This is a genomic window from Streptomyces sp. A1136, assembly GCF_004795055.1.
GTDB lineage: Bacteria > Actinomycetota > Actinomycetes > Streptomycetales > Streptomycetaceae > Streptomyces.
The window spans coordinates 79804-105344 of sequence record NZ_SSBJ01000027.1; the positions used below are offsets into that span (position 1 = coordinate 79804).

Below are 25541 nucleotides of genomic sequence, written 5' to 3' on the forward strand. Positions count from 1 at the left end.
GGCGCGGGACGCCGACGATGACGAGGGTGGGCGAGGAACATGTCTGTGCTCTCGTTCCAGGGGCATGTCTGTGCTCTCTTCCAACCGATGAGTCCGACCGGACCACCTGCCCGGACAACACCGAGTGGTCGCCGGCGGCCGAAAGGTTGCCCCCGTCACGCGAGAATCACCGATTCCTCCGCGCGGACCGTCAGGAACGGCAACCTTTCCCGCACCGGCGGCAACTTACGGGCGGCGACCCCCTGCGTGCCGGCGTCCGCGTTCGCACGCACCGGGTCGCTGCGATGCCACCCCCACACACCGCCGTGCACCGCGGGCCCGAGCGGGCTGCTCCGGGCAGGGCCGAAGCGAGGAGTAACCCCCATGAACGAGACGGACCCCACGGTGGACGACCGCGGCCGACGTGCCCGCCCGGCCGGTGACCCGCAGCGTCCTCGGGGGCGCCACCGCCGGCGCCGCACGGTACTGGGCCTGGCGCTCGGCGTGTCCGGTGTCCTCGGTCCCTATCTGCTCTTCGTGCAAGTCGACTCGCAGGCCGCCACGGTGGATCCCGGCGCCTACTACGAGTTGGTCTCCATCCAAAGCGACAAGCTGCTGGGCGCGCCCGCGGCGGACGCGTCGGACGGCGCGTGGATACGACAGGCAAGCCACGTCAAGGGTGCCGTGAACCAGCAGTGGCGGCTGGTCCCGGCAGGCGGCGGCTACTACGAGCTGGAGAACCGCGGCAGCCACAAGGTCCTCGGCGTGCGGGGCGCGTCCAAGGATTCGGCCGCCGCCGTCGAGCAGCAGACCGATCGCGGTTCCGCCGCGCAGCAGTGGAAGATGAGGGACGTCGGTGGCTCCGCGGTGACGTTCGTCTCCCGGAGCAGCGGCATGGTGTTGGACGTCATGGGCGGCTCAAGCGGCGACGGGGCCCCGCTCATCCAGTACGCCGACCACGGTGGCGCCAACCAGCGGTGGAGACTGGTGAAGGCGACCGGATCCGGCGGATACGCCTGGCACAACGCCCAGATCGTCGGTGGCGGGTTCGTCACCGGGCTGGTCTTCAACCCCGCGCGCAAGGACCTGCTGTACGCCCGGACCGACATCGGCGGCGCGTACCGCTGGGACGCGACCGCCGCACAGTGGACCTCCTTGACCGACTGGATCGGTGGAGACGACTGGAACCTGCTGGGGATCGAGAGCCTGGCGACCGACCCGGTCGACCCGAACCGCCTGTACCTCGCGAGCGGCACCTACACCAACGGCTGGGCGGCCAACGGCGCGATCCTCCGCTCCACCGATCAGGGCAGGACGTTCCAGCGCACCGACCTGCCCTTCAAACTGGGGGGCAACGAGGACGGTCGGTCCATGGGCGAGCGCCTGGTCGTGGACCCCTCCCACCACGGCACGCTCTACCTGGGCACCCGCAAGAACGGGCTTTGGCGCAGCACCGACTACGGCGTGACCTGGAGCCAGGTCGCCGGCTTCCCCGTCAAGGACGGTGCGAGCAGCGGGGTCGGCCTGTCCTTCGTGACCTTCGGCCCGACCGGCAGCGGGACCGTCTACGTCGGGGTGGCCGACAAGACCACCTCCCTCTACCGCTCCACCGACGGCGGCAACACCTGGCAGGCCGTGCCCGGCCGGCCCACGGGGCAGTTGCCGCAGCACGGCGTGCTGTCCGGCGACGGCTCGCTGTACCTGACGTACACCAACGCGCCGGGCCCCAACGGGGTGACGGCCGGTTCGGTGTGGAAGTACACGCCCTCCACCGGGGGTTGGGAGAACATCTCGCCGTCCAACGGCAGCTACGGCTTCGGCGGCCTGGCCGTCGATCCCCGACACCCGTCCACTGTCATGGTCACCACGCTGGACCGCTGGTGGCCCTCGGACGAGGTCTACCGGTCGACCGACGGCGGCGCCTCCTGGAAGGCGCTAGGCGCGACCTCGGTGCGGGACAACTCGGCCGCGCCGTACGTGGGCACCGGCATCGGCCACTGGATGGGCGCCCTGGCCATCGACCCCTACGATTCCGGGCATGTGCTGTACGGCACGGGGTCGGGGATGTGGGGCAGCAACGACGTGACCGCGGCGGACGGCGGCCGGGCGACGCACTGGACCATCCCGGCCAAGGGCCTGGAGGAGACCGCGACGCTCGGACTGATCAAGCCTCCGGGTCTTCCCCTGATCAGTGCGCTCGGTGATGTGAGCGGGTTCCGGCACGAGGATCTGACGCGGGTGCCCTCCAAGGCGCTCTCCGATCCCTTGTTCAGCAATACCACCGGTATCGATTTCGCCCAGTCGAGTCCGCGGTTCGTAGTCCGGGTGGGGCTCGGCGGCGCCCAGCACGGCGCCTATTCGACCAACGGCGGCGCGGACTGGGTACCGTTCGCCGCGGCGCCGGTGAGCGACGCGGGCGGCGGCTCGGCAACCGTCTCGGCGGATGGCGCCACCGTGGTGTGGACCCCTGCCGGCCAGGTCCCGTACTCCTCGACCAACCGCGGCTCGGCCTGGACCGCGACCTCGGGGCTGCCCAAGGACGCGGTCGTGGTGGCCGACCGTTCGACGGCGAACGCCTTCTACGCCCTCAGTGGGGGCACCTTGTACGCCAGCACGGACGGCGCCAGGCACTTCAGCGCTCGCGCCACCGGCCTGGGCGACGGGCAGCTGAAGGCGACGCCCGGCATCGCCGGTGACCTGTGGATCGCCGGTGGCGGCAACGGCCTGCGCCACTCCACCAACGGTGGGGCGAGCTTCGCGAAACTCGGTGGCGTGGAACAGGCGAGCGCCATCGGGTTCGGAAAGCCGGCCCCGGGCGCCGGGTACCAAGCGCTCTACCTCAGCGGGAAGGTGAAGGGCGTCACCGGGTTGTTCCGTTCCACCGACGGCGGCTCGGGCTGGGTCCGGATCAACGACGACCAGCACCAGTTCGGCGGACTCGCCGTCAACGTCATCAGCGGCGACCCCGACGTGTACGGCCGGGTGTACCTGGGCGCGTACGGCCGTGGCGTGGTGTACGGCGACCCTTCCTGACCCGAGTCGCTCCGGGGCGCGGGCCGATTCCGGAAGGAATCGACCCGGCCCCGGACATGGCCGGCCGGTTCGCCGCCGGAGCGCCGGCCGAGGGGAGCTACCACCGTCCCGGCCCGGCAGAAGGACATTGCTACGCTCAGGCCGACTGTTAACGCTCACATTGCAGGGAGAGGGCGCCCGGGGTAGATGCTCCTCGATGACACCTCCGCGGAGTTCCACGACTTCGTCGAACGCCACTACGCCGAACTCGCGCGCCTCGCCCACCTCTTGACCGGTGAGACGGACGCGGCCGACGACCTCGCCGCGGACGCCCTGATCGCCCTGTGGCAACGCTGGGACCGGCTCCGCGCGGCCGACCATCCGCTCGCCTACGCGCGCGGGGTGGTCGCCAACATGGCCCGGGAACGGATCCGCAGTGCGGTGCGCGAGCGGCGCCGGATCGCACTGTTCTGGTCCCGCGGGCCGGAGCCGGTCGAGGGCCCCGACGTGGCGGCCGTGCTGGACGTGCGCGCGGCGCTCGCCCGCCTGCCGTTCCGCAAGCGGGCGTGCGTGGTGCTGCGCCACGCCTTCGACCTGTCGGAGAAGGACACCGCGCGGGCTCTGGGCATATCGACCGGCACGGTGAAGAGCCAGACCTCGAAGGGAATGGCGGAGCTGGAACGCGTACTCGTCGTGCGAGCGGTCAGAACAGAGGTGTCAGGGAGGAGGAGTCGGTGAACGGTGACACCGTCCGACGGTCGCGTGCGGCTGACGCAGCCCACCGACCGGACCGAGTGGGGACGCTCGCACGCATCGGGCTCTCCCGCGTCGGGCTCGGTCGCATCGCCCATGCCCCCGGACGGGAACCTCCCTCGGACGTCGGCACCCGTCACTCCCCCGCGGACCACGCCCCGCCAGTGGAGACCGCGCTCCGCATCACCCCCTAGCCAGAACGGACTGTCCACATGCCCCTTTGGCTCACCGCACTCACCGTTCTTGCCGGTTGGACCGTCGCGGCGACGGCCCTGGGTCTTGTCCTGGCCCGTCACATCCACCGCACTCCCCCGCAGACCGCACTCCGCGCGTACGGAAGCGAAGCGGAGAGCCGGATGCGCTCCGGGCGCACCGCGGTCCCACGCCCGATGCCCCCGCTTCCCCACCGGTAGGACCGGCCGCCCGACGTGTCGGTCCGTTCCGGGAAGGTGCGCGGATCGCGCACCTTCCCGGATGAGCCGCTGGGCACGTCGAGTGCCCGACCGGAGGCGACGTTGGTCAGGGTGTGGGAGCCGTCGGCGTTGCGGGTGGCCCGCCAGCGCTGGTTGGCGCCGTCGTTCGCGGAGCGGTCGTAGTCGTCCGGCGCTTTGCCGCTGTTGCGGTTCACCAGCACGTACCGCTTGCCGGTGTCGACCGTGGCCGCCTCGGCCGACGCCGGGTTCACCGCGGCCGACAATCCCGCGAGGAAGATCATCACCAGCACCGCGGCCGGCCGTGCCCATCGGCGGGGGCCGGCCGACGTCTCGTCCTGCCCGGAGCGGGACGATCGGTCGTCATGCCGTCATCGGCCGGCGGTGGCCGCGCCCGTGGCGGTCAGTACGCCCGCGCCCGTCATCTTGGTGAGCTTGGCGGGCAGACCGCTCGCCGGCTCCAGGCCCGCGTTCAGCTTCGGCGTCCAGTGGACGGCCGTTGCGATCTTCTTGCCGGAATGCTCGGCGTTGTACGCGCCGACGAGGTCGGTCACGGTGCCATTGACCAGGTTGCCGCTGCCCGCCACCGCGCCGGTGCCGTCCCCGCTGAGCAGTTGCGAGGCCTTCCGCCCGCCGGAGAGGACCCAGTAGTTGTTCTGGGCGATGACCTGCGCGTTGGCGCGGGAGTTGATGCTGTAACTGTGGGCGTAGCCGTTGAGCGTGGCCGTCTCGTAGTAGTTGTCGTACAGGTGGATCTGCCCGACCCGGGCGAGCGGGGCGCGCTGCACGATCCCCTGGAAGAGATTGTGATGGAGCGTCACCCGCAGCTTGGTGTCCTTGTCGCTGCTGCCGATGAGCATGGTCTTGTCGTGGTTGGTGAAGCGGTTGTACTCGACGGTGACGAGGTCGGAGGCGTTGGTGATGTCGAGGGCGCCGTCGTGGACCTGGTACTCGCGGCCGAAGTACGAGGGGTTCGAGTCGTCGTAGTGCGGGCCGTCGCCGAAGGTGTTGTGGTCGGCCCAGACGTGGGTGGAGCGGCGCACCGAGACCGCGTCGTACTGGGAGTTCCAGTTACCTGTCGACCCGTCTGTCGGATCCCACTGCGGGAAGCAGTCGCGGGTGTCGCTGAAGCCCAGATTGCGGATGATGACGTTGTCCACGCCGCTCACCTGGAGGTTGCCGCCGACGATCGCCGCGCCGGAGCCGGGTACGCCGACGATCGTGGTCTTGGAGGGAACGCTCAGGACGACGCGCGCGGCCTGCCGGGTCTGCGCGGCGGCACGCGCGGATTCCTGTGCGCCGGAGGGCAGCTTGGAGCGACCCCAGGTGGCCGGGTCGTATGCCTTCAGGTACGCGTTCAACGAGTAGCCCGTGCCGGCTGCGTAGTCCGCGCAGGTGAGGGGTTTGCCGGAATCGTCGGTGTTCATGTTGATCGCGCCCTTGACCTGGATGATCCTCGGGCTTCCCTCGGAACCGGCCTTGAGGGCTTTGGCCAGCTCGGCGCGGGTCGAGACGGTGAAGGTGTGCGCCGCGTCGGCGGCCCGTCCGCCGGCGGTGCCCGAGCCGCTCGCCGCCCAGCCGTCGTTGGCGGGCAGCGCCGCGTGCGCGAGGTCGACGGTGGCGGCGCCCGCGCTCATCGTCAGCGGCACGGCCGCGAGACCGGCGGCCACAAGGGAGGCGGCGCCGATCAGGGCCAGACGTTTCCGGGCGGGCGAGCGGCGGTGCGATGAAGCAGACACGTGATGTCGATCCTTCGGTGAGGCGGACTGTCAGTGCTCAGTTGCCGCCGCCGCGCGATAGGTTGCCGCCGATCCGTGTCGAGGCCGAAGGAGCCCGTGACCGGACCTTCCGCCCTGGCGTGACGTTCCCCGCCGGGGCCGCGGTGTGTTCGCGCGCCCCGGCGCGGCAACCCATCCGCCTGCGGTGGCGACTGGTGGGGGTACCTCGACCGGCCATTCCTGGCGGACAGCGAGCAATGGACACCACTCGGCACAAGACACGGCACCGCAGGCACGGACTCGGCCTCTCACTCGGCATCCGGTGGTGACGACCGCCGCCGTGGGCTTGACGTACGCCGGGGTCTTCGGGGCGTTCGGGGTGGAAGGCCGACCCAAGGCCACGGCGGCCACCATCGCCCCGACATGGGCCCGTGCGACCGCGGACGGCTTCGCCTCGCTCGACGCGCCGGGACAGAACGGCACCTACGGCGGCCGGGACGGCGCGCTCGTCACCGTGACGTCCCTTGCGGACCTGGAGAAGTACGCGACCGCCTCGAAGCCGTACGTCATCGTCGTCGCCGGGACGATCACCCCCAAGGGCAAGGAGATCGAGGTCGCCACCACCGGCCGGAACGAGAGCGGCGGCGCCACCTTCGATTCCTGATCACCAAGAGCAGGGTCGACGGCGACGTGGCCGCCGGGAGTTTCGCCCTCGGCAGGCCGTGGCACGCGGCGACGCCTCGCTCGACCCGCAGACCATCGTGCGCGACCGCGAGCCCGGCAGCGGCTCCGCCCCCTGGTCCGACCTGGGCGGCTTCTCCTGGAAGACGACCGCTTCGCGGAGTAGGAGAACACCGGCCCGGGCTCGGGTCCGGCGGGCAGCGGCCGCCCGCAACTGAACGACACCGACGCCACCGGCCGGGAGGTAGGCGACTGGCTGGGCGACTGGCCCCGTCGGTTCCCGAGGCCCACGGCCGGGCCCGTCATCGCATGTGGGGTCCCCGACCGGCTGCCGGTCGGGGACCCCACGTGCGAGATCGCGCGTATCACGCGTTCCGGCTCGGGCACCTGCTCCGGCGCGCGGATCCGGCGCGTCCTCAGCCGGTACGTGCCTTGGGGACCGATCAGCCGGACCGCGCGAAATCACCCCACACGGCCGCCTTGCCGGCGGGGGTGGTGGCCTCGGCTCGGTAGCCGTCGTCCTTCGCGTCGCGTCCGCCGGCGGCGTGGTCGTACTGACCGGCGAAGACGTGCTGGCCGGCCGGGACCGTCTTCCCGGGCCTGAGGGTCCACCGGTAGACGAGGAAGCGGCCCTCCTCGCGGACGGAGACGTCGAAGTCGGCGGCGGGGCGGGTCAGCCAGTTGCCGGTGCTCTTCACCCCGCCTCCCAAGGCGATCCGCAGTTCGACCGTGAGCGCCGAGAGCGCGCCGCGCGTCTTGAGGGTGACGTTGCTCTGCGCCCAGTAGGCGTTGCTGTGGGGGTCGACGGAGCCGTCGGCCCACAGCGGACCGTCCGAGGTGTGGGCGCCGGCCGGGGGTGGCGTCGGGCGCGGGCCGGTCGAGGCGGAGCCGGATGCGGACGGGCCGCCGGAGGTGCCCGGCGGGGTCCGGCCGGACTCGGGCGCGGCAGGGGTGGACGGCGGCGCGGTGGAGGGCGTCCCGGCCGGTGAGGGCGGTGCGGGGGTGGGGGTGCCGGAGTCGGTGGCGATCGTGGTCTGCGGCGGGTCCGGGGCGCGGACGACGGCGACCACCGCGAAGCCGCCCACCGCCAGGGCGCCGGTGGTGGCCAGTGTCGCGAGGACGACCTTGGGCCAGGACAGGGCCCCGCCACGCTCGCGTTGGTGTACGCGGCCGGGCGGTTGCGGACGGGCCAGGCCGCGCTCCACCCGGGCCAGCATGCGGGCCCGGTCGGGCCGGTGGGCTTCGGCGCTCTCGCGCAGCAGGTGGCGAAGTTCGTCCGTCATCGGTTCCTGCTCCCCACCAGTTCGCCCGCGGCCCCGGTACCGAGCAGCCGCTGCAGTTCCGCCGTTCCCTTGGAGGTCTGGCTCTTCACCGTACCCACTGATATGCCGAGCACGTGCGCGGTGTCCTTCTCCGAGAGGTCGAACGCGTATCGCAGGACGACGCAAGCGCGCTTGCGGAAGGGCAGTCGGTCCAGTGCGGCGCGTACGTCCATGACGGCGGCCACGTCCGGCCCGTCGGTACGCTCCGACCGGTGCGACCAGAACAGTAGTACGCGCCGTCTCTCGCGCACCGTGCTCCGGATCCGGCTACGGGCGAGGTTGGCCACGACCCCGCGGGCGTAGGCGGCCGGGGAGTCGGCGCGGCGGACCCGGTCCCAGCGGTGCCAGAGCGCGACCATCGCGTCGGCGGCGAGGTCGTCGGCGGCGTCCGCCTCGCCGGTCAGCAGGTAGGCGAGGCGGGAGAGTTCGGCGTGGTGGCGTTCGAAGAAGTCGTGGAAGTCGGCGGACGCCTCATCGGTGGTCATGGCCTCGTTGCGGCCTCTCGGTGCGATGTGGGGCGTTCCCGGGCGGCTGCGGGGGCGTGGCAGCCCGTTCATCGGTCTCTCGACGGCCCCGGCCGGCCGGGAGCGGTTCTGCGTGGTCGTGCCCATCAGAGCGTCGGGTTCCCGCCTTCGGCGCCGGCCGGGTGGAAGCCGGCGGTGTACGTGCTCGCCGGCCGGGCGGCTCTCAGCCGAGGGCGGTTCGGTCCCCCACCGGGGCCGGGTCCGGTTCGGGCGTCGGCGTACTCGGCGAAGAGGGGGAGCATTCGACGACCGACCGCGCGGCGGTGGGGGGAAGCGGGGGACATGCGTGGTCGCTCCTAGGTGTGAGGGCACTGTTCCCCCCTCAGTTGCCGCCGCGCACGGAAAGGTTGCCGCTGATCGCGGACATCTCGCAGGCGACCCGCTGCCTGTCGACCCGGGTCCACGGGGTCTCGTTCGCCGGGAACGGCTTCGGCCGCCACGGCAGGTTTCGCGACTACGGGCGCTACGGGGCGCTTTGGTGAGACGAGGTGACGAGGCCGGTCTCATAGGCGGTGATGACGAGATGGACCCGGTCGCGGGCGCCCAGCTTGGTGAGCAGCCGTGACACGTGCGACTTGGCGGTGGCCACCGTGATGAAGAGGTCTTCCGCGATCTCGGCGTTCGACCGGCCGCGTCCCACCAGGGTCAGCACCTCGCGTTCCCGTCCGGTGATGCCCTCGACCGACCGTGGGGCCCGCTCCGGGACCGCCGCGGGGCGCTGGAGGAAATCCGCGATCAGGCGGCTGGTCACGGTCGGCGCGAGCAGCGCGTCGCCGGTGGCGACCACGCGGATCGCCGCCAGGATGTCGTCCAGTGCCATGTCCTTGACCGCGAAGCCGCTCGCGCCGGCTCGGAGCGCGCCGTAGACGTGTGCGTCCTCGTCGAAGGTGGTCAGTACGAGGACGCGGGTGGTCGCCGGGCCGGCCGTGATGAGGCGGGTGGCCTCGATCCCGTCCATGCCGGGCATCCGGATGTCCATCACGACGACGTCGGGGCTGAGGTCCGTGACCAGTCGGACGGCCTCGGCCCCGGTGGCCGCCTCACCGACGACCTCCAGGTCGGGTTGATCGGCCATGGTCACACGCAGACCGGAGCGGACCAGCGGCTGGTCGTCGGCGAGTACTACCCTGATGGTCATCGGGCCCCCACGAGCGGTTCGACGGACGTGGGCAGCGGTAGTCGGGCCGCGACCCGAAACCCGCCTTCGGGACACGATCCGGCGGTGAGGTCGCCGCCCAGCAGAGCGACTCGCTCCCGCATCCCGACAATACCGAAGCCCTGGGCCGAGCCGTTCCCGGTGGCGCCGTCCCCGTCGTCGACGACCTCCACGGACAGTTCCTCGTCCCCGTATTGGATGGTGACCCGGCAACGCCCGGTGTTCGCGTGCCGGACCACATTGGTCAGCGCCTCCTGCACGATGCGGTAGGCGGACAGGTCGATGTCGGCCGGCACAGGACGCCGGTCCCCGGTGCAGCGCACGTCGACGCTCACCCCCGCGCCCGCGGTCGCCGCCGCAAGCCGCTCGACGTCCGCCAGCCCCGGCGAGGGTGTGAGCGGTGGTTGTTCCTCCGGGAGGGCCGCGTCCCGGTCGGCCTGACGGAGCGAGACCAACGTGCGCCGAAGGCCCGACAAGGTCTCCCTGCTGGTGTCCTCGATGGCGCGCAAGGCCTCACGCGCCTGCGCCGGCTGGGTCTGGATGACCCGGTTGCCCATGCCCGCCTGAATGGCGATGACGCCGATGCTGTGGGCGACCATGTCGTGCAGCTCCCGGGCGATGCGCAGCCGTTCGGCGGTCACCGCCTCGGCCACCTCCCGCTTACGCAGCGCCACCGCGTGCTCGCGACGCTCGCGGCTCAGCAGACCCGTCGTGCAGCACGCGGTCAACGCCAGGAGTCCGACGATCGTGTTGACGGCCAGGTTCTCCCCCTGGGCGAAGACCCCGATCACCAGGAGTTGCACGACGGCGGACAAGGCCACGGCCACGATCGAAGCGCGACGCGCGCAGGTGGCGACGACGAAGCCCAGCACGAAGTCCGCCGCCACGTACGACAGGAACTGTCCCTGGTACGACGCCGCCAGGCTCTCCTGGTGGCTCGGAGGGCCCGCCACCACAAGGGTGGAACCGATGAGCGCCATGGCCAGGGCCGGCACCGGCATCCGTCGCACCATGCCGGCGAGCAGGCTGACGGCCAGCAGCGCCCCGACGCCGTGGACCGTGCCCGACGCCCGCGGCGCGGCCCCCACCAGCAGACCCACCACGAGGAGGTAGGAGGCACCGCCCGCCCAGACCCAGGCTTTGGTCATCGGTGGCATTCCGTCTCGGGAACCACACCGCGGGGCTCGACGCACGCAGGCGGCCGGTTGATCGTCGTGGGATGCATGGCATGAGACTAATCGGCCGCCGGGGGACGGGCATCGGCCCGCGGACGTACACCCACGGGACAACCCGGCCGCACGATTGCCGCCCCCGGCCCCATGCCCGGACGCGGATCGGCTCGGCAGTGTTGATGCCGTGATCGAAGTCAGCGAACTCACCAAGCAGTACGGCCGCAAGAAGGCCGTCGACCACCTGTCCTTCACCGTGCGCCCGGGTCAGGTCACCGGATTCCTCGGCCCCAACGGGGCGGGCAAATCCACCACACTGCGAATGATCCTCGGCCTGGACGCGCCCACCGGCGGCGCCGCCACCGTCGACGGTGTCCCCTTCCGGCTCCACCCGCGCGGATTGCGCCACGTCGGCGCACTCCTGGACGCCGGTGACGTCCACGGCGGTCGCAGCGCCGCCGCCCACTTGTGGGCCCTGGCCCGGAGCAACGATCTGCCACGGCGCCGGGTCGACGAGGTGCTTCGGGAAGTGGGACTGGCCGAGGTGGCGAACCGCCGCATCGGTGGGTTCTCCCTCGGCATGAAACAGCGACTGGGCATCGCCACCGCCCTGCTCGGCGACCCGCCCGTCCTCGTGTTCGACGAGCCGATCAACGGCATGGACCCGGAGGGCGTGCTCTGGGTACGCCGGCTGTTCCGACGCCTGGCCGCCGAGGGGCGCACCGTCTTCCTCTCCAGTCACCTGATGTCGGAGATGGAGAACACCGCCGACCAACTGGTCGTCATCGGCCGGGGCCGCCTCATCGCCGCCGAGCCGCTACAGGACTTCGCTGCCCGCGGCGCCCGTCGCGAGGTCGTGGTGGGCACACCGCAGGCCGCCGAACTGGCCGCTGTACTGACCGCGGCGGGCGCCTCGGTCGAGCCGAAGAACCCGGCAGGCGCCGGCAGGCTCACCGTGACCGGGCTCCCCGCGGACCGGATCGGAGCGCTGGCCTTCACCAACGGCGTCCGGCTCGACGAGTTGACCACCCGTTCCGCGTCACTGGAGACGGCCTTCATGGAACTCACCACCGACAGCACCGAATACCAGGCAGGACAGACCTCATGAACACGCTCGCCGCCACCGCGCGGACCTCCTTCAGCGCGTCGTCCACCCGCTTTCGCGATGTGGTCGCCGCCGAGTGGATCAAGATGCGGTCCCTGCGGTCCACCGCCTGGACGATCGGACTCACCGTGCTGTTCGTCGTCGGGTCCGCCGCCGTGGCCACGCTCGCGGACAAGCCCTCGCGCGTCGGCCCCGTCGAATTCCGGCCCTTCGACGCCTACCCGGCGGCCGGCTACTGGACGCTGATACTCGTCTCCGGAAGCATGGGCGCCCTCACCGTCGTGAGCGAGTACAGCAGCGGGCTGATCCGGACCACCAGCTTGGCCGTCCCCGCGCGCGGCTCGATCGTGCTGGCCAAGGCCGCCGTCACCGGCGCGCTGTGGAGCACGGTCGGTACCGCCACCGCCACGTGCTCCTTCCTGGTCTCCCAAGCCGTGTCGGACCGCGGCGGCGTCGGGATCAGTCACCCCGGGGTGTTCCGGGCGCTGGTGGCCTCCGCGTTGCTGGCTCCGGTCTGCGCGCTGGTCGGCCTGAGCCTCGGCGTGCTGCTCCGGCATACCGCCGGGACCATGATCGCCGGCGTATTCGTCCTGTTGATGCTGCCCACCATGTTCTCGGACGGCAACCGCTGGTCGGCGGACATCAAACACATGCTGGTGTCCGCCGCATGGAACCGCCTGGTCCAGACGTGGGAGCCCGATCCCGACTCCCTGGGCTACTCCGCCACGGTCCCCGGCTCCTGGGGCGTGTACGCGCTCTGGCCGCTGGTCACCCTCGCCTTGGCCGTCCTCGTCGTGAGGCGCCGCGACGTGTAAGGGGCGGCCGGGTACGACCGGTGGCGTGCGGCATGGCGGGCAGAGGTCGAGGGGCCGCTCCGGTGGAGCGTGACGCCGGGCAGACAACGCGGGGGGCGCCCGCCTGGGAGGGCGGGCGCCCCGCACAGGGACTTCCGTCCCGAGGGGTCAGGCGGCGCGGGTGATGTTCTCCGCCTGCGGGCCCTTCTGACCCTGGGTGACGTCGAAGGTCACGGTCTCGCCCTCCTGCAGCTCCCGGTAACCGTTCCCGGCGATGTTGGAGTAGTGGGCGAAGACGTCCGGGCCGCCTCCGTCCTGGGCGATGAACCCGAAGCCCTTTTCGGAGTTGAACCACTTCACCGTGCCACGCGCCATGATCATTCCCTTGTACAGCCCATACGACGATCCGAGGATCGCCCCGGCCCCCGGGTGGAAGCCCGTTCCCTCCATACCCCCATGAGCCCCACCCCTAACCCACCATCCGCCGCCCCCGCCGCTCGCCCCTCATCCGAGTCCCTCATCCGACCGATTCGGCCGGATTCCCTTCACAGCGAGTCGAGGAAGGCCCGCACCGTTCTCGCGAATCCCGACGGATCGGTTTCGTGAACCGTGTGCCCGGTGGCGAGTTCGGCCAGCCGGGTGTTGGGGCGGTGTGCCGCCATGGCCTCGGCGTGTCGCGCGGTCAGCGTGTCGCTTCGGGTCCCGTGGATCAGCAGGGCGGGGCAGTCACTGGAGAGCCAGTCCTCCCAGTGGTTGCCGTTGACCCGGCCGACGGAGGTGACCATGTCCTGCGGGCGGAACGCAAGGCCCCACCCGTCGGGGAATTCGCGGATGGCGTCGGTCAGGTAACGCACCGAAGGGCCGAGTCGCTCGACCAAGGCCGTCCGGGTGGGGACCCGGTGCGGCCACGTCAGACAGAAGGACAGGTCGTCGTCGATCTCGGCGCCGATGTCCTCGACGATCAGCGCGCTGACCAGGCGTGGGTAGCGGGCGGCGAGCTGGTAGGCGTTGACCCCGCCGAGGGAATGGCCGAGCACCACCACCTGAGTCAGGCCGAGGTGGGCGATGAGCGCGGCGGCGTCGTTCACGTAACCGTCGCGGGAGAAGTCCGCTGCCCGATCGGAGAAGCCGTGCCCGCGCTGGTCCGGCGCCACGACTCGCCAGTCGGGAGCCAAGGCCTGTGCCAGCTTGGTGAAGGTGCGCCCCTCGTTGAAATGGCCGTGCAAGGCGAGCAGGGGCCGCCCCGGACCGCCGAAGTCGAGGTAGGAAAGGGAGCGGCCGTCCACGGTCATGGCTGCGCGTGCCGGCTCGGAATGGGGTATCGAGATCACGAAGTGAGCTTGCCATCCCGACGGTTCTACATCGCAGCCTGTCGGGGCCGCCGCGCCGACGCGGGCGAACGCCGGGCCGTCGCGGACCGCGGCGCCGGCGCCGTGGTCGAAGACGCGCCCCGGGTCAGGGCTTGTTCAGGTAGGTGAGGACCGCGCGGACACGGCGGTTGGTGTCGTCGTCGTCCGTGACGCCGAGTTTGCCGAACAGGGAGGTCGTGTACTTGCTGATGGCGCCCTCGCTGAGGAAGAGGCGGCGCGCGATGGCGTGGTTGGACAGGCCCTCGGCCATCAGGCCGAGCACGGAGTACTCGCGTTCGGTGAGCCGCCCCAGCCCCCTGTCGGGGGCGCTGCCGGACAGCAGCTTCGCGATCACGGCGGGGTCCATGGCGGTGCCGCCCGCTGCGACGCGCTCCAGGGAGCCGATGAACTGGTCGGCGTCGAACACGCTCTCTTTGAGGAGGTAGCCGACGCCGCCGGAGCCGTCGGCCAGCAACTCGCGGGCGTACAGCTGCTCGACGTGCTGGGAGAGGATCAGGACCGGCAGACCGGGGATCTCGGCCCGCGCGGTGAGGGCCGCGCGCAGGCCCTCGTCCGACTGGGTCGGGGGCATGCGGACGTCTATGACGGACACGTCCGGGCGGTGCGTCCGCAGTGCTTCGAGCGTCTCGGGCCCGGTGGCGGCCGTGGCCACCACCTCGTGCCCGAACGCCTCGATCAAGCGGACCATCCCGTCGCGCAGGAGGTACAGGTCTTCGGCTACGGCTATTCGCATGGCACGGCCATCCTGACACGGGTCGGGCCGCCCTGGGGACTGGTGATCGCGAGCGTGCCGTCGAAGACGGCCAGGCGGCGGCGGAGGCCGGCGAGCCCGCCGCCGGGTCGGATGTCGGCGCCGCCCCGGCCGTCGTCCTCGACCTCCACGACGATGCCCGTGTCGTCCCGGACGAGACAGACGTGCGCCCTGGCCGCCCCGGCGTGCTTGACCGCGTTGGTGAGGAGCTCGGCGACGCCGAAGTAGACGGCGGACTCGATCGGCGGGTCCAGGCGCAGCGGGCCGTCGGCGCTGACGGCCACTCCGAGGGGGACGTCCAGCGCGAGCGCGCGGACGGCGTCGACGAGTCCGCGCTCGGTGAGGACGGGAGGGCTGATGCCCCGTATCAGTTCGCGGAGTTCGGTCAACGAGGCGGCGGCGCCGGCCCGCGCCTCCCGCATCAACGCCTTGGCCTGCTCGGGGTCGCGGTCCATGAGCCGCTCGGCGGTGGCCAGGCAGAGCCCGAGTGCGACGAGGCGGGCCTGAGCCCCGTCGTGGAGGTCACGCTCGATGCGGCGGATCTCGGCGGCCTGCGCGACGGTGGCGTCGGCACGTTGGGAGGTCAGCTGGTCCACCCGGTCCGCCAGCGCCATCGCGGGCGAGGGCCCCAGGAAACGGACGGCCACCCGGTGGAGGGACCGCCAGGCGTACGGGGCGCAGCCGACGGCCAGGACCAGGGCACACGCCCCGACGAGACGCGCGGCGGTTTCGGGGCGGGCGAACCCGAGGACCGCGACGACCAACGCGGCCGGCGGGAGGGCGACGGCCACCCCCGCGGTGAGCGGGGCGATGACGGCGAACCTCAGGTCACGCCAGGTGGCGGGGTCGCTCCACCACAACCGCATCCGCTGGTCCATGACGGCGTCCCGCCGGCTGCGCTCGTAGCTGAAGCCGTTCCACCAGTAGCCGGTGGACAGTTGCATCACCGGCCCGGCCTCCCGGTAGCCGGTGGGGATGACGGTTCCGGTCCACCGCCCGACGAGGAACCGGACCGCCCGGCAGACGGTGTGCGCCAGGGCGAGCGTGCCCGCGCACACGATCACGGCGGGCCCGATCCACGACCACGGGTGTTCCGCCCCGCACCACACCCCCAATCCCACCGCGGCGGCCCACAGCACCGGCACCAGCAGGCACACGGCGGCGCCGACACACGCCCGCCCGAACCCCACCCCGGCCCGCACCACCCAGGATCCCACCCGTCCCATGACTCCCCCTCGCTCCTCGTTCGATGCCCCCACTGTGCACCGCCCGCGGCCCGCGACGTCCCGGCCCGGCCGGGGAGTGGGGCTGGACCCACCCCCCTGTGGGTCCAGGCCGATATCGCGTCGTACGGCTGCTCCGTAGCGTCGCAGCCATGGAAACCAACGCGAACACCACGACCACCGACCCGGTACTCCTCAACACCCCGCAGGTGCAAGCCGCCTTCGGCACCAATCGGGTCAGCGTCAAGATCTACGGCACGCTCACCGTCGCCGCACTCCTGGCGGTCATCGCGGTCGCGAGCACGGGCCACATGGTGAACCCGTTCATGTGGGTCCGAGCGATCCTGCTCCCCCTCATCGCGGTGCTGCTCCACCGCCTGACCGTTTCCGCCTCCCAGGGCTCGCGACGTGCCTTCGAGCGCCTGCGCGGCATCTCGGTCGTCTTCCCGTTCGCGATCGTCGGCGTCGACCTGATCCCGGGGGTCTGCCCGTGGTGGTACGCGGCGATGCAGACCCTCTGCGTGCTCCCGGTCGTCCGCATCGCCCTCACGACGCGCCGCGCGCCCCTGCGAGCGGCGTTTGCGAAGACGCGCTGACGCCGAGCCGCCGCTGACGGCTCCCCGGCGGGCACGTACGCTCACCCGCTATGACGTACCCCGGACGAATAGGGATGGCGACCTCCTGGATGGCATGGGCGGGCGGCGCCCCCGCCCCCTGGCACCTCGCCGCTCTCCACGAGGCGTACGCCCTGATGGACGAGGGCCGGTTCGAGGACGCCGAGGCACGGGCACGAGCCCTCGTCTCGGCCCGGCGGAGCCGCACGGGACGGGACCGCCGGCCGGGCACCGTCTGGTACGCCGCCTACGTCGCCGCCCTCGCGGCACGCGCCTATGGACGGCAACTCCCCGCACTGCTGGTCGAGTTCGAAGCACTGATCGCAGAGGCCGAGCGGACGTACGACCTCCATCACGGCCTACTGCCGCTCGCCCGCTTGAACCGCGCGCAGGTGCTGATCGACGAGGAACGACCCGGCGAAGCGGAGGCGGAAGCCCGGGACGTCCTGCGCGCGCTGGCGCGGCGGGCGCACCGCGCCGATGACCGGCAGACCGAACTGTCCGCGCTGGTCTGCCTCGGGCACGCCCTGTGCGCGCAGGGTCGCCACGAGGAGCCGGAGTCGATCGCCCGCGCACACCTGCCGCGGGCCGCCGAGGACGGCGTGCGTCCCCTGCGGACTTTGTTGGTCCGCAGCCTGTCCGGCCTGGGGCGCCACGAGGAGGCTCTGGCGCAGTCGTTGAAGGCCGTACCCGAGCCGCCGCCCCACGCCGCCGGGCACTTGGAACTCCACCGGGCCACCGCCCTGCACTCCCTCGACCGCGGTGACGAGGCTCGGGCGGAGGCCGAACGGGCACTGGCCTCCTGCGAGCGGTACCTGCACCCGGCACACCCCCGCGCCGTGGCGATCCGCGCACTGCTGTCCCGAATCACACCGCCCTGACGACGCGCCACATCGTGCGACCGCTGCGTCGGCAGCCGCACCGGCAGGGGCCGCTCCGTCGCCGCTCCACTCGCGGTAACTGCCGGGCCGGTGGCCCCGTCTGGCAGGCTTCGGTCATGAACATGCACAGTGTGTTGCTCTATGGGTGCGCGGTGGTAGTCATCGTGTCGGGCATCCGACTCCTGGCGGCGCTCGCGACGGAGCGCTGCGAGGAGATGCCTCCTCCGCTGGCCTTGCTGCGGGCGTGGCGACGGCCGGTCCCGAAGGCCGCCGCGGGGTTGGTGGCCACCATGGTGGCGCTCGGGGTGGTTCAGGCGGTCGTGCCCGCCGTGATCGACGCGCTGGAGCGACACCCTCATGGTGCGTGGTGGCGAGCCGTGACGGCCTTGATGGTGCAGTCGTCGGGATGGTTCCAGCTCGTGATCAACCTGACCTCGCTGGCCGTCGTCGCTCCGATCGCCGAGCGGCAGTTCGGCCCCTGGCGCATGGCGCTGGTCTTCGCGACCAGCGGTGTGGCGGCGCAGGCGGTGAGCATGGCCGGCTGGAGCCCCCGAGGTGGCGGCGACTCGGTGGCCATCTGCGGCCTCGTGGGCGCACTGGCCACCTGGTACGCGGCGCGCGGCAGCGTCGTCACCCTGCGCTGGGCGGCTCTCCTCGTCCCGGCCGCGGGTCTTGTCCTCTGCCTCCTCACCAACAACCACGGCGTGGGCCTCCTTGTGGGCTGCGTGCTGGGAGCCGCAATGGCGACTCCGGCCCGCCCGCCCCTGCCGGCCTGACCGGTGGCGACGGACGGCGGCCGCACGACTCCCGGGGAACCGGCCGCCCACACCGCCCACGGGTTTCCGGCCTGATCGGCGGTCAGTCCGTGTCGACTGTCGCCCTCCACGCGGAGCGGAGTCGCGTGTCGATGTCGCCGGCCTGGCGAAGACCTGCCTGGTAGGCCGGCTCCCAGGCTGCCAGGTCGCCCATGTCCGAGCCGAAGGCGCACACCGAGGCGGCATCGGGGCCGATGGTCATCACGGTGTCGGCCACCACGCCCACCGACTGTCGGTCGAGTGGCTCGCGGGGAAACAGGTGGGCCGACGGGTCGACCACGATGAGCGTCCGGGCTCCGGCAGCGAGATCGGCGTTGGGGCCTGCGCGCAGCGCACCGTCCATGTACCGCCGACCGTCGATGGCGACGGGCGGCGCGGCTCCGGGGAAGGCACTGCTCGCCGCCACCGCGGGCACCAACGGCACGCCGCTGTCGCGGTCCCACACCACCGGCTCGCCGGTGGTCGCGTCCACGGCGGTGATCAGCAGTCGCCTCTCGGGCCACGTATCCGCACCGATCAGGCCGGCGCGCCCCGCGATCAGCGCCGCCTCGGCCTCGGGGTCGACGCTGTCGAGCGCGAGTCGGCCGACGCGGCGCCTGGCCTCGCCCGGTTCCAGGCCTCGGTCACCGAGTACGGCGAGCACCCGGCCCATCCGTTCAGGGTCCGGGGTGAGCCGGTGGGCGGCCGGGCGTGCCGAGGTCACGAGCCGACCAGGGTCCTGGCCGGTGGCGAGCAGCGCGCCGACGATCGCACCGGCCGACGTGCCGACGATCAGGTCGGCCTCGCCCAGATCCGTGCCGTGGCGGCGCAACCCATGGGCCAGGCCCGCCATCCAGGCCGTGCCGACGTGACCCCCGGGGCCCAGGACGAGTGCTCGGTCGAAGGTGTGCATGCGGTCCCCCTCAGTTATTGAAACAGTCGTACCATATACACGGCGATATCGGCTCGGTACCGAGTTCAGAGTGGCCAAGTGGCCGCGTTGCGGAGGGAGATGTTTCGTGGGGCGTCCTTCCGACCCCGTGCGTCGCGGGCGCACACTGGCCCGGGCGACGGACTACGTGCTGGCGCATGGCCTGGCCGGGCTGAGCCTGCGACCGCTGGCCGCCGCTCTCGACACCAGCCCCCGCATGCTGCTCTACGACTTCGGCAGCAAACAGGAGTTGATCGCGGCGGTCCTCGCGGAGGCCCGCCGCCGCGGTGCGGTACGCCTGGCCGAGCACCTCCCGCCGCAGACGGGTCCGGTGCACGAGCGACTGCGTGGCATCTGGGAGTGGATCAGCGCGGACGAACGTGCGCCGTACGTCCGGCTGTTCTTCGAGGTGCACGCCGAGGGCCTGGTCCACCCCGATGCCTACCCGGATCAGGGTGAGGCGATCACCGACTGGTTCGCGACGCTCGGTGCCGGCTTCCGCGACGTCTGCACCGGCCCGGACGACACCGTGACGCCCACGTTGCTCATGGCCGTTGTCCGGGGTCTGCTGTTCGACCTCACCGCCACCGGCGACCGCCACCGTACTGATCGCGCACTGGAGCGCTTCGCCGAACTCCTGGAGCGGTGAACGCACGGAAGCATCCGGGCCGACGGTCGCACCGGGCGGTACGCGTGCCGATCTCACCCAGCGGGGCTTCGAGCTCCGTCTCGGGGCACGCTCGTCAGCCCCCGCCCCACACCGTGATCGCCCTCCCGCCGCGGGGCGTACGCCAGGCCCGTGCGAACGCTTCGCGCGCCCTCTTTCACGCTCTCCTGCGAATGATCTTCAAGCCCCATGATCGTCGCGTGGCATATGCGAAAGGTCTTTGCCACCACGCTTCGAGACGAGAGAGCGGGAACACCGACGTGAGCGGTACGCAAGAAAACAGGCCTACAGGAGCTTTGCCCGGCGCGGTCACCAGGGCGCAGCTGAAGCAGGTCGCCGACAACGGCATCTGGGGGGTCGGGGCCGGCGTCAACAGGGAGGCGGCCGACCTGGGCGAGGCGCTGGTCGCCACGTTGCAGGGGACCGCCACGCGGAGCCTGCTCACTCCGGAGTTGCAGGAGCTCACCGACAGGGTGCTGCGTTCGGCCACGGTCGGGTTCCCCTGGATCGAGGCAGCTGACAAGGTGCGGCTCGCGGCGCACACCATCAAGCTCAAGACGACTGAGCCTCGCCCGCTGGTCATCGTCCCGGCCGGGTGGACGCCGGTCGGCTGGCCGTTGTTCGAGTACGCGTACCTGTGCCTGGCGCTGCGCGGCTACCACGTCCTCGCCTACACCCCGCGCGGGATCGGCCTGACCCTGCCCGTCGCCGGCGGGGGCTTCGTGGACGGCCCGTTCACCTCCGGCGGCACCATCGACGTCGGCGGCCCCAAGGACTGGGCCGATGGGACCTCGGTCATCGACTACGCGGTGCGGCACTTCGCGCCGAGCAGGATCGGATTCCTGGGCGAGTCGTACGGATCCGGGATCGCCCAGCTCGTCGCGGCGCACGACGACCGGGTGGACGCCGTCGTCGCCCTCAGCACCTGGGGCAACCTGGCCACCAGCCTCTACCACAACGACACCCGCCACATGAAGGCCGTCGAGGTCCTGCTGAGCCTGACCGGCGGGCCCGTGGAGCGCAAGTTCGACGAGGAGACGCAGCGGAAGCTGGCGGACTTCGCGGCGAACCGGAACATCGAGCAGGTCGTCGCGTGGGGCACCGAGCGCGCACCGGAGGCCTACGTGGAGGCGACCAATCACCGGGGTGTGCCGACGTTCTTCTCCAACACCTGGCACGAGGGCCTGTTCCCGGTCAACCAGGTCCTGACCACGTTCAACCAGCTCACCGTCCCCAAGCGGCTGAACCTGTGGATCGGTGACCACGCCGTGCCGGAGGGGCCCGGCCTGACCGGGCCGCTGGACGGGCCGGCCGGCCCCAACCTCGCGATGGCCGAGGCGTACGCCTGGCTCGACCACCACCTGCTGGGCGCGGCTAACGACGTGCCGACATGGCCCGAGGTCAGCAGCCAGGTCATGTTCACCTACAAGACCCAGCCGGACCCGGGCAGCGGGAACGACAGCGTCGTCACGCCGGCGGTGCGTGAGCCGCGGCGGACCTGGGAAGAGGTCACCACCTCCACCGAGCGGTGGTACCTGGCCGACACCGCGACCGGCGGCGACCAGGACGGGCTGCTGGGCTCCCGCCCCGCCTCGGGCTGGTCTCGGGAGTTCGCCGCCGGCGGCCTGACCGACGCCACGGCGATGGACGGGATCGTGCAGACCGGCAAGGCCGAGTGGAACGGCAATCCGAAGTCCTACGCGACGCGAGCGTTCGACCGCAAGCAACTGGCGGTCTGGGCCACCGGGCCGCTGAGCGCCGACGCCGACGCCGACCCGAAGGCGGCCCGCCGTATCCGGGGCCTCCCCCACGTCCGGCTGACCGTGCGCAGCTCAGCCGCGTCCACGACCCTGGTGGCCTACCTGTTCGACGTGGCCGCCGACTCCACGGCGCGGATCATCACGCACGAGCCGTACACGCTGTCCGACCTCGTCTCCGACCAGGACGTCACCATCACCTGGGACCTCCAGGCCGCCGCCTACGACGTGCCCGCGGGCCACCGCCTGGCGTTGGTGGTCAACAGCAGGGACCAGCTCTACTCCCACGCGAGCGTCGAGGGCAGCACCACCACCATCGGCTCCCCGCCCGGGGACGAGTCCTACCTGCACCTACCCCTGGGCTGACCCAGCCGCGACAGCCGGCCGGCCTCGCGGCGGCGGGCTGCGGGCACGGGGGGGGGCCGGTGAGTCGGGCAGGGGTGGTGGTGGACAGCGGAACCGGGTGATGTCGCCCCTCGGCCGACGACCCGGTGGTCGCGTCGCCACCACGGCCCGCCCGGTCCCGGATGGTAGCGTGCCGGACGTTGCGCCTCGGGCGCCGAGGTGTATGCCTTGCTTGCGGAGCGCGGCCGGGAGGAGCAAGCAGGGAGTCGGGTTGTCCCGCTCCCCGGCAGCACACTGTCATCCTGGGTGAGGCGCGATGATCGTATCGGTGGTGTCGGTGCCGGAGGGCGTGGTCACTCGCACCACGTTGTCCGAGGCCCGGGAACGGCTCGCAGGCCCCGATCTCCTGATCGTGGACATCGACCAAGGCGAAGAGCCCCCATCCGACGAGCAGCCGCTGCCCCGCCTGTTGGGACTGCCCCACAAGCGGTGGGAGTGGTTCGGCGGGCGGGACGAACCCGTACGGGCCGAGTACCACGAGGGCACCGTCGGCTGCGTCGTGCCGGTGACCGACGGCGCGGACATCACCCACATGCACGTCCTCGCCGACGAGCAGCACCTCGTCCTGGCCCATCACGGTCCAGTGGCCCTGATCGAGGCGTTCTTCGAGCAGTTGCCGCAGGACAGGCCGTCGGACGGGACGACGACGGTGTTCCTCCTCCTGCACGGTGTGCTGGAGGGCTTTCGCCGGACCGCCTCACGAACGCTGCTGGAGGTGGAGGAGCTCGAGGAGGAGATGTTCGAGCAACGGCGGCCGCAGCACGTACATCGCTTGGCCGAGCTGCGCCGGCGCGCGGCCCAGCTGCACCGGGCCTTCCTGCCCTATGCCGCCGTCGCCCAGGAGTTCCTGACGCACCGCAGGATGGCGCACCCCGAGCTCCCGGAGGAGCGGGCGGCGCTCAACCGTGCGCACGAGCGCACCGTGCGGTTCACGATGGTCGAGATCGAGTCCCTGCGGGACGAGACCCGGCGCGCCGCCGATACGTACGCCTCCCTCGTCGCCGACCAGCAGAACCTCGTCATCAACAAGCTCGCCATCGCCTCGGTGATCTTCCTGCCGTTGTCGTTCCTGACCGGCTTCTTCGGCATGAACTTCACCTACCTGACGAACGCCATGTCGAGCGAGCGGTCCTTCTTGGCGCTGGGCCTCGGGATGCAGGTGTGCGCCCTGGCCGTGGCGATCTACGCCGTGCTGTATCGCACGCACTGGCGCCAGCTAGGCAACGGCGGTACCCGCGGGGACGAGGACGACGAGCTGCCGGACCGTTCCCGACGACGCCGGACGCGGAAGAGGTCCGGACGATCGACCGGGCGATGAACCCGTCCCCGACCGCCGACGGCCCCATTCGTCCTGTGAGCAGACCGGCGCGGCGCAGGACGGCGAGGTGGCGGGTGACCTCCGGGGGTGACAGCTCCCAGGTATGGGCCGGCTCACCGGTCGGTGGGGGCCGCGGGCCAGGGTGCGGAGCGGCCGCATCCTCACCGGATGTGCGAGTGCCTCCAGCCGCAGGGTGACCGTTTCCAGCGACACCGGCTCCGACGGGCCCTGCTCGGCCACGGGGTACCGCACCACCGGCTGCCGGCCGGGCGCGTGGACCGCCGCTCGTCCGCAAGGGGACTCACCGCGGCTGGAGTGAAAGGGCAGTGCCGGTCACGCCGCCATCGTCGCGTGGCACCACCACTGTCCCGCTCGCGGGGGCGGTTTGCGAACAACCGAGTGCGGCCTCCGTTGAGCGCACGGATTTGGGGTAGTCGGGGCGCATGTTCAGGCATCGACGTGTTCGTACGGCAGTTGTACTCGGGGTCAGTTGGGTGGCGTTGACAGGCGTGGAACGTTGGGGTGAGCACACATCCTGGCGGGTCGCCCTACTCGGCGGGCTGGTGTGGGGAGCCGTGATCACCGGCGCCTGGTGGTTTGCCGAATGGACGCAGATAGGGCGCCCGCAGGTGCCGCGGCCCGTACACGGCGCGAGTACCGAGGAGCCTTCCCCCATGGGCAGGGCGGATGACGAACGGGCATCCGCGGGCCGGCATCGGGAAACCTGAGGCGGGGATCCGTCCGTAACTGTGGCCGGTGGAGCCGGACCGGCCGATCGGCTGGTCAGGGTGATCGTCAGGGGACACTCAGGGGCAGCTCAGGGTGATCCCGAATCGAGCGGGGGCATCGGGGCGGGAAGACTCGAAGGCGCGAGAAGCACCAGTTGCCCAACCTTCCCCGAGCGGAGTCGGTATGTCCCTGCGCCACCCGTCGGCCATCTCCCTGGCCGCCCTCACGACCGCCGCCGCGCTGTGCGCCGTCGCCGTCGCCGTCCCGGCCCAGGCGGCCGGCGGCGCCACCCCGGGATTGAACCGCGCCGCGCTGCGCGAGGCGATCGCCCTGCGCCCGGACGACGGCGCGGCCGGTGTCGTGGCCGAGGTGCACCGCGACGGCGAGACGTGGCGGGGCACCTCCGGCGACACCGTCACGGGGAAGCCGTTGAGCACCCGGGCGCACTTCCGGATCGGCAGTATCAGCAAACCGATGGAAGCCGTGATACTCCTGCAGCTTTCCGCCGAGGGCCGCGTCGACCTGGACCAGAGCGTCCAGCGCTACCTGCCCGGCCTGCTGCCCGAGGACAGGTTCAAGGAGCCGATCACCGTACGGCAGTTGCTCAACCACACCAGCGGCTTACCCCAGGACCTCGAAGGCGCACCCGCGGCCTCCCAGGACGAGGAGATCGACGGCCGCTTCGACTCCCCGGGCTTCGATCAGATCATCGAGCAGACTCTGCGCCCCGAGGGGCGTCCCGGGCCCGGGCCGCGTTTCAGCCCCGGCACCAGGCAGGAGTACAACTCCTTCGGCTACCGCGTCGCCGGCAAGCTCATCGAGACCCTCACCGGCCACTCCTTCCACGACGAGGTGACCAGGCGCGTCCTCAAGCCGCTCGGGATGCGCGACACCACCACGTCGTTGCCCGGCCGGGCGGCGCCCGTGCCCCGCCCCTACCTCCCGGGCTACCTGCCGCGCAGCTCCGGGCTGCTCGTCGACGTCAACGAACAGGGCGGCCTGCCCTCCAGCATGACCTCCACCACCGCCGACCTCGACCGCTTCATCACCGGCCTCTTCAGCGGCCGCCTCCTGCGCCCGGCCCAACAGGCCGAACTCTTCACCGTCCCGCGCGGCACCGACGGCAAGCCACTGCCGTACGCGGACTCGTCCAACTGCAACCAGGGCCCGGCCAAGGGAACCGCCTGCTACAGCGTCGGCCTGATGTCCTTCCCGCTCCCCGACGGCACCCTCCTGTGGGGCAAGACGGGCAGCGACATCGGCTACAAGTCGGGCGTCTTCGCCACCCCCGACCTGAACCGCCGCGCCGTCTACGCGGCGGGCACCTCCTCGGCCGCCGACCGGGCCCCGGCGATAGCCCAGCGCCTGGCCCTCGCCGCCTTCACGGGCTGAGCGTCAACCGTCCCGGCCACCGCGGTGGTTCCGCCGGGGCGGACGACGTTCTTCAAGGCCTCGGA

At 71.7% G+C, this 25541-nt stretch carries 23 protein-coding genes and 1 pseudogene; 12 read left to right on the top strand and 12 right to left on the bottom strand.

The window, feature by feature from the left end; all coding sequences use genetic code 11:
- Nucleotides 1-363 precede the first annotated feature (363 nt).
- Complete coding sequence (locus E6R62_RS24970; protein ID WP_136215765.1) at nucleotides 364-3012, top strand: RICIN domain-containing protein; 2649 nt, start codon at nucleotides 364-366, stop codon at nucleotides 3010-3012.
- 186 nt (nucleotides 3013-3198) lie between these two features.
- A complete protein-coding gene (locus E6R62_RS24975) occupies nucleotides 3199-3729 on the top strand; it encodes a SigE family RNA polymerase sigma factor (RefSeq protein ID WP_136215766.1) in 531 nt (176 codons plus the stop codon).
- Nucleotides 3730-4036: 307 nt separating this feature from the next.
- Here the strand turns inward: E6R62_RS24975 and E6R62_RS24980 are convergent, their stop codons facing one another.
- Nucleotides 4037-4459, bottom strand: a complete 423-nt coding sequence (locus tag E6R62_RS24980; RefSeq protein ID WP_136215767.1) for an RICIN domain-containing protein — start codon at nucleotides 4457-4459, stop codon at nucleotides 4037-4039.
- Nucleotides 4460-4546: 87 nt separating this feature from the next.
- A complete protein-coding gene (locus E6R62_RS24985) occupies nucleotides 4547-5914 on the bottom strand; it encodes a polysaccharide lyase family 1 protein (RefSeq protein WP_136215768.1) in 1368 nt (455 codons plus the stop codon).
- 304 nt (nucleotides 5915-6218) lie between these two features.
- Between E6R62_RS24985 and E6R62_RS24990 the strand changes: the two genes are divergently transcribed.
- Nucleotides 6219-6557 (top strand): hypothetical protein, encoded by a 339-nt coding sequence (locus E6R62_RS24990; RefSeq protein ID WP_206308835.1) that lies wholly within the window; start codon nucleotides 6219-6221, stop codon nucleotides 6555-6557.
- Between the two features lie 460 nt (nucleotides 6558-7017).
- Here E6R62_RS24990 and E6R62_RS24995 read toward each other — a convergent pair whose 3' ends face one another.
- The 4 genes from E6R62_RS24995 to E6R62_RS25010 form a co-directional block, all read right to left on the bottom strand.
- Complete coding sequence (locus tag E6R62_RS24995) at nucleotides 7018-7857, bottom strand: hypothetical protein (protein WP_136215769.1); 840 nt, start codon at nucleotides 7855-7857, stop codon at nucleotides 7018-7020.
- Nucleotides 7854-8381 carry a SigE family RNA polymerase sigma factor gene (locus tag E6R62_RS25000; RefSeq protein WP_136215770.1) on the bottom strand — a complete coding sequence of 176 codons (528 nt, stop codon included), beginning with the start codon at nucleotides 8379-8381 and terminating at the stop codon, nucleotides 7854-7856. Before E6R62_RS25000 ends, E6R62_RS24995 begins: the two co-directional genes overlap by 4 nt.
- A gap of 502 nt (nucleotides 8382-8883) precedes the next feature.
- Nucleotides 8884-9558, bottom strand: coding sequence for a response regulator transcription factor (locus E6R62_RS25005; RefSeq protein ID WP_136215771.1), 675 nt, complete (start codon nucleotides 9556-9558; stop codon nucleotides 8884-8886).
- Nucleotides 9555-10724 carry a sensor histidine kinase gene (locus E6R62_RS25010; RefSeq protein ID WP_240801869.1) on the bottom strand — a complete coding sequence of 390 codons (1170 nt, stop codon included), beginning with the start codon at nucleotides 10722-10724 and terminating at the stop codon, nucleotides 9555-9557. Before E6R62_RS25010 ends, E6R62_RS25005 begins: the two co-directional genes overlap by 4 nt.
- 208 nt (nucleotides 10725-10932) lie before the next feature.
- Between E6R62_RS25010 and E6R62_RS25015 the strand changes: the two genes are divergently transcribed.
- Nucleotides 10933-11853, top strand: coding sequence for an ABC transporter ATP-binding protein (locus tag E6R62_RS25015; RefSeq protein WP_136215773.1), 921 nt, complete (start codon nucleotides 10933-10935; stop codon nucleotides 11851-11853).
- The gene (locus E6R62_RS25020) at nucleotides 11850-12665 is read left to right on the top strand and encodes an ABC transporter permease (protein ID WP_136215774.1); all 816 of its coding nucleotides are present in this window, start codon (nucleotides 11850-11852) and stop codon (nucleotides 12663-12665) included. The genes E6R62_RS25015 and E6R62_RS25020 overlap by 4 nt, the downstream gene beginning before the upstream one ends.
- A gap of 147 nt (nucleotides 12666-12812) precedes the next feature.
- Here the strand turns inward: E6R62_RS25020 and E6R62_RS25025 are convergent, their stop codons facing one another.
- From E6R62_RS25025 to E6R62_RS25040, 4 genes are all read right to left on the bottom strand, one after another.
- A complete protein-coding gene (locus tag E6R62_RS25025) occupies nucleotides 12813-13019 on the bottom strand; it encodes a cold-shock protein (protein WP_136215775.1) in 207 nt (68 codons plus the stop codon).
- 170 nt (nucleotides 13020-13189) lie between these two features.
- Nucleotides 13190-13975 (bottom strand): alpha/beta fold hydrolase, encoded by a 786-nt coding sequence (locus E6R62_RS25030; protein ID WP_306432466.1) that lies wholly within the window; start codon nucleotides 13973-13975, stop codon nucleotides 13190-13192.
- A gap of 124 nt (nucleotides 13976-14099) precedes the next feature.
- Entirely contained in the window at nucleotides 14100-14747 is a 648-nt protein-coding gene (locus E6R62_RS25035; RefSeq protein WP_136215776.1) for a response regulator transcription factor, read from the bottom strand.
- Nucleotides 14738-15991, bottom strand: coding sequence for a sensor histidine kinase (locus E6R62_RS25040; protein WP_136215777.1), 1254 nt, complete (start codon nucleotides 15989-15991; stop codon nucleotides 14738-14740). Before E6R62_RS25040 ends, E6R62_RS25035 begins: the two co-directional genes overlap by 10 nt.
- 149 nt (nucleotides 15992-16140) lie before the next feature.
- On the opposite strand from E6R62_RS25040, the gene E6R62_RS25045 reads away from it, so the two are divergent.
- From E6R62_RS25045 to E6R62_RS25055, 3 genes are all read left to right on the top strand, one after another.
- Nucleotides 16141-16584 (top strand): hypothetical protein, encoded by a 444-nt coding sequence (locus E6R62_RS25045; protein WP_240801870.1) that lies wholly within the window; start codon nucleotides 16141-16143, stop codon nucleotides 16582-16584.
- A 50-nt stretch (nucleotides 16585-16634) separates the two neighbouring features.
- Nucleotides 16635-17483 (top strand): tetratricopeptide repeat protein, encoded by an 849-nt coding sequence (locus E6R62_RS25050; protein ID WP_136215778.1) that lies wholly within the window; start codon nucleotides 16635-16637, stop codon nucleotides 17481-17483.
- A gap of 116 nt (nucleotides 17484-17599) precedes the next feature.
- A complete protein-coding gene (locus tag E6R62_RS25055; protein WP_136215779.1) occupies nucleotides 17600-18259 on the top strand; it encodes a rhomboid family intramembrane serine protease in 660 nt (219 codons plus the stop codon).
- A gap of 82 nt (nucleotides 18260-18341) precedes the next feature.
- Here E6R62_RS25055 and E6R62_RS25060 read toward each other — a convergent pair whose 3' ends face one another.
- A complete protein-coding gene (locus E6R62_RS25060; protein ID WP_136215780.1) occupies nucleotides 18342-19190 on the bottom strand; it encodes a patatin-like phospholipase family protein in 849 nt (282 codons plus the stop codon).
- A gap of 106 nt (nucleotides 19191-19296) precedes the next feature.
- On the opposite strand from E6R62_RS25060, the gene E6R62_RS25065 reads away from it, so the two are divergent.
- The 3 genes from E6R62_RS25065 to E6R62_RS25075 all read left to right on the top strand — a co-directional run bounded on the left by E6R62_RS25065 (nucleotide 19297) and on the right by E6R62_RS25075 (nucleotide 23355).
- A complete protein-coding gene (locus tag E6R62_RS25065) occupies nucleotides 19297-19857 on the top strand; it encodes a TetR family transcriptional regulator (protein ID WP_206308836.1) in 561 nt (186 codons plus the stop codon).
- Nucleotides 19858-20171: 314 nt separating this feature from the next.
- The gene (locus tag E6R62_RS25070; RefSeq protein ID WP_240801871.1) at nucleotides 20172-21998 is read left to right on the top strand and encodes a CocE/NonD family hydrolase C-terminal non-catalytic domain-containing protein; all 1827 of its coding nucleotides are present in this window, start codon (nucleotides 20172-20174) and stop codon (nucleotides 21996-21998) included.
- Nucleotides 21999-22293: 295 nt separating this feature from the next.
- Nucleotides 22294-23355, top strand: a complete 1062-nt coding sequence (locus E6R62_RS25075; protein WP_168714173.1) for a CorA family divalent cation transporter — start codon at nucleotides 22294-22296, stop codon at nucleotides 23353-23355.
- A gap of 28 nt (nucleotides 23356-23383) precedes the next feature.
- Here E6R62_RS25075 and E6R62_RS41080 read toward each other — a convergent pair.
- Nucleotides 23384-23637 (bottom strand): annotated as a pseudogene (locus tag E6R62_RS41080) (ArsR/SmtB family transcription factor); the annotation flags it as partial.
- Nucleotides 23638-24267: 630 nt separating this feature from the next.
- Here E6R62_RS41080 and E6R62_RS25085 point away from each other — a divergent pair.
- The gene (locus E6R62_RS25085) at nucleotides 24268-25476 is read left to right on the top strand and encodes a serine hydrolase (protein ID WP_136215783.1); all 1209 of its coding nucleotides are present in this window, start codon (nucleotides 24268-24270) and stop codon (nucleotides 25474-25476) included.
- Nucleotides 25477-25541 lie beyond the last annotated feature (65 nt).

What these genes read in the sequence shown, in the direction of transcription:
- E6R62_RS25045 (WP_240801870.1), top strand. Translation starts at nt 16,141, where the DNA reads ATGGAAACCAACGCGAACACCACGACCACCGACCCGGTACTCCTCAAC.
- E6R62_RS24995 (WP_136215769.1), bottom strand. Translation starts at nt 7,857, where the DNA reads ATGACGGACGAACTTCGCCACCTGCTGCGCGAGAGCGCCGAAGCCCAC.
- E6R62_RS25040 (WP_136215777.1), bottom strand. Translation starts at nt 15,991, where the DNA reads ATGGGACGGGTGGGATCCTGGGTGGTGCGGGCCGGGGTGGGGTTCGGG.
- E6R62_RS25000 (WP_136215770.1), bottom strand. Translation starts at nt 8,381, where the DNA reads ATGACCACCGATGAGGCGTCCGCCGACTTCCACGACTTCTTCGAACGC.
- E6R62_RS25060 (WP_136215780.1), bottom strand. Translation starts at nt 19,190, where the DNA reads ATGCACACCTTCGACCGAGCACTCGTCCTGGGCCCCGGGGGTCACGTC.
- E6R62_RS25085 (WP_136215783.1), top strand. Translation starts at nt 24,268, where the DNA reads ATGTCCCTGCGCCACCCGTCGGCCATCTCCCTGGCCGCCCTCACGACC.
- E6R62_RS25005 (WP_136215771.1), bottom strand. Translation starts at nt 9,558, where the DNA reads ATGACCATCAGGGTAGTACTCGCCGACGACCAGCCGCTGGTCCGCTCC.
- E6R62_RS25055 (WP_136215779.1), top strand. Translation starts at nt 17,600, where the DNA reads ATGAACATGCACAGTGTGTTGCTCTATGGGTGCGCGGTGGTAGTCATC.
- E6R62_RS25010 (WP_240801869.1), bottom strand. Translation starts at nt 10,724, where the DNA reads ATGACCAAAGCCTGGGTCTGGGCGGGCGGTGCCTCCTACCTCCTCGTG.
- E6R62_RS25025 (WP_136215775.1), bottom strand. Translation starts at nt 13,019, where the DNA reads ATGGCGCGTGGCACGGTGAAGTGGTTCAACTCCGAAAAGGGCTTCGGG.
- E6R62_RS25075 (WP_168714173.1), top strand. Translation starts at nt 22,294, where the DNA reads ATGATCGTATCGGTGGTGTCGGTGCCGGAGGGCGTGGTCACTCGCACC.
- E6R62_RS24975 (WP_136215766.1), top strand. Translation starts at nt 3,199, where the DNA reads ATGCTCCTCGATGACACCTCCGCGGAGTTCCACGACTTCGTCGAACGC.
- E6R62_RS24980 (WP_136215767.1), bottom strand. Translation starts at nt 4,459, where the DNA reads ATGATCTTCCTCGCGGGATTGTCGGCCGCGGTGAACCCGGCGTCGGCC.
- E6R62_RS25035 (WP_136215776.1), bottom strand. Translation starts at nt 14,747, where the DNA reads ATGCGAATAGCCGTAGCCGAAGACCTGTACCTCCTGCGCGACGGGATG.
- E6R62_RS24970 (WP_136215765.1), top strand. Translation starts at nt 364, where the DNA reads ATGAACGAGACGGACCCCACGGTGGACGACCGCGGCCGACGTGCCCGC.
- E6R62_RS25020 (WP_136215774.1), top strand. Translation starts at nt 11,850, where the DNA reads ATGAACACGCTCGCCGCCACCGCGCGGACCTCCTTCAGCGCGTCGTCC.
- E6R62_RS25050 (WP_136215778.1), top strand. Translation starts at nt 16,635, where the DNA reads ATGACGTACCCCGGACGAATAGGGATGGCGACCTCCTGGATGGCATGG.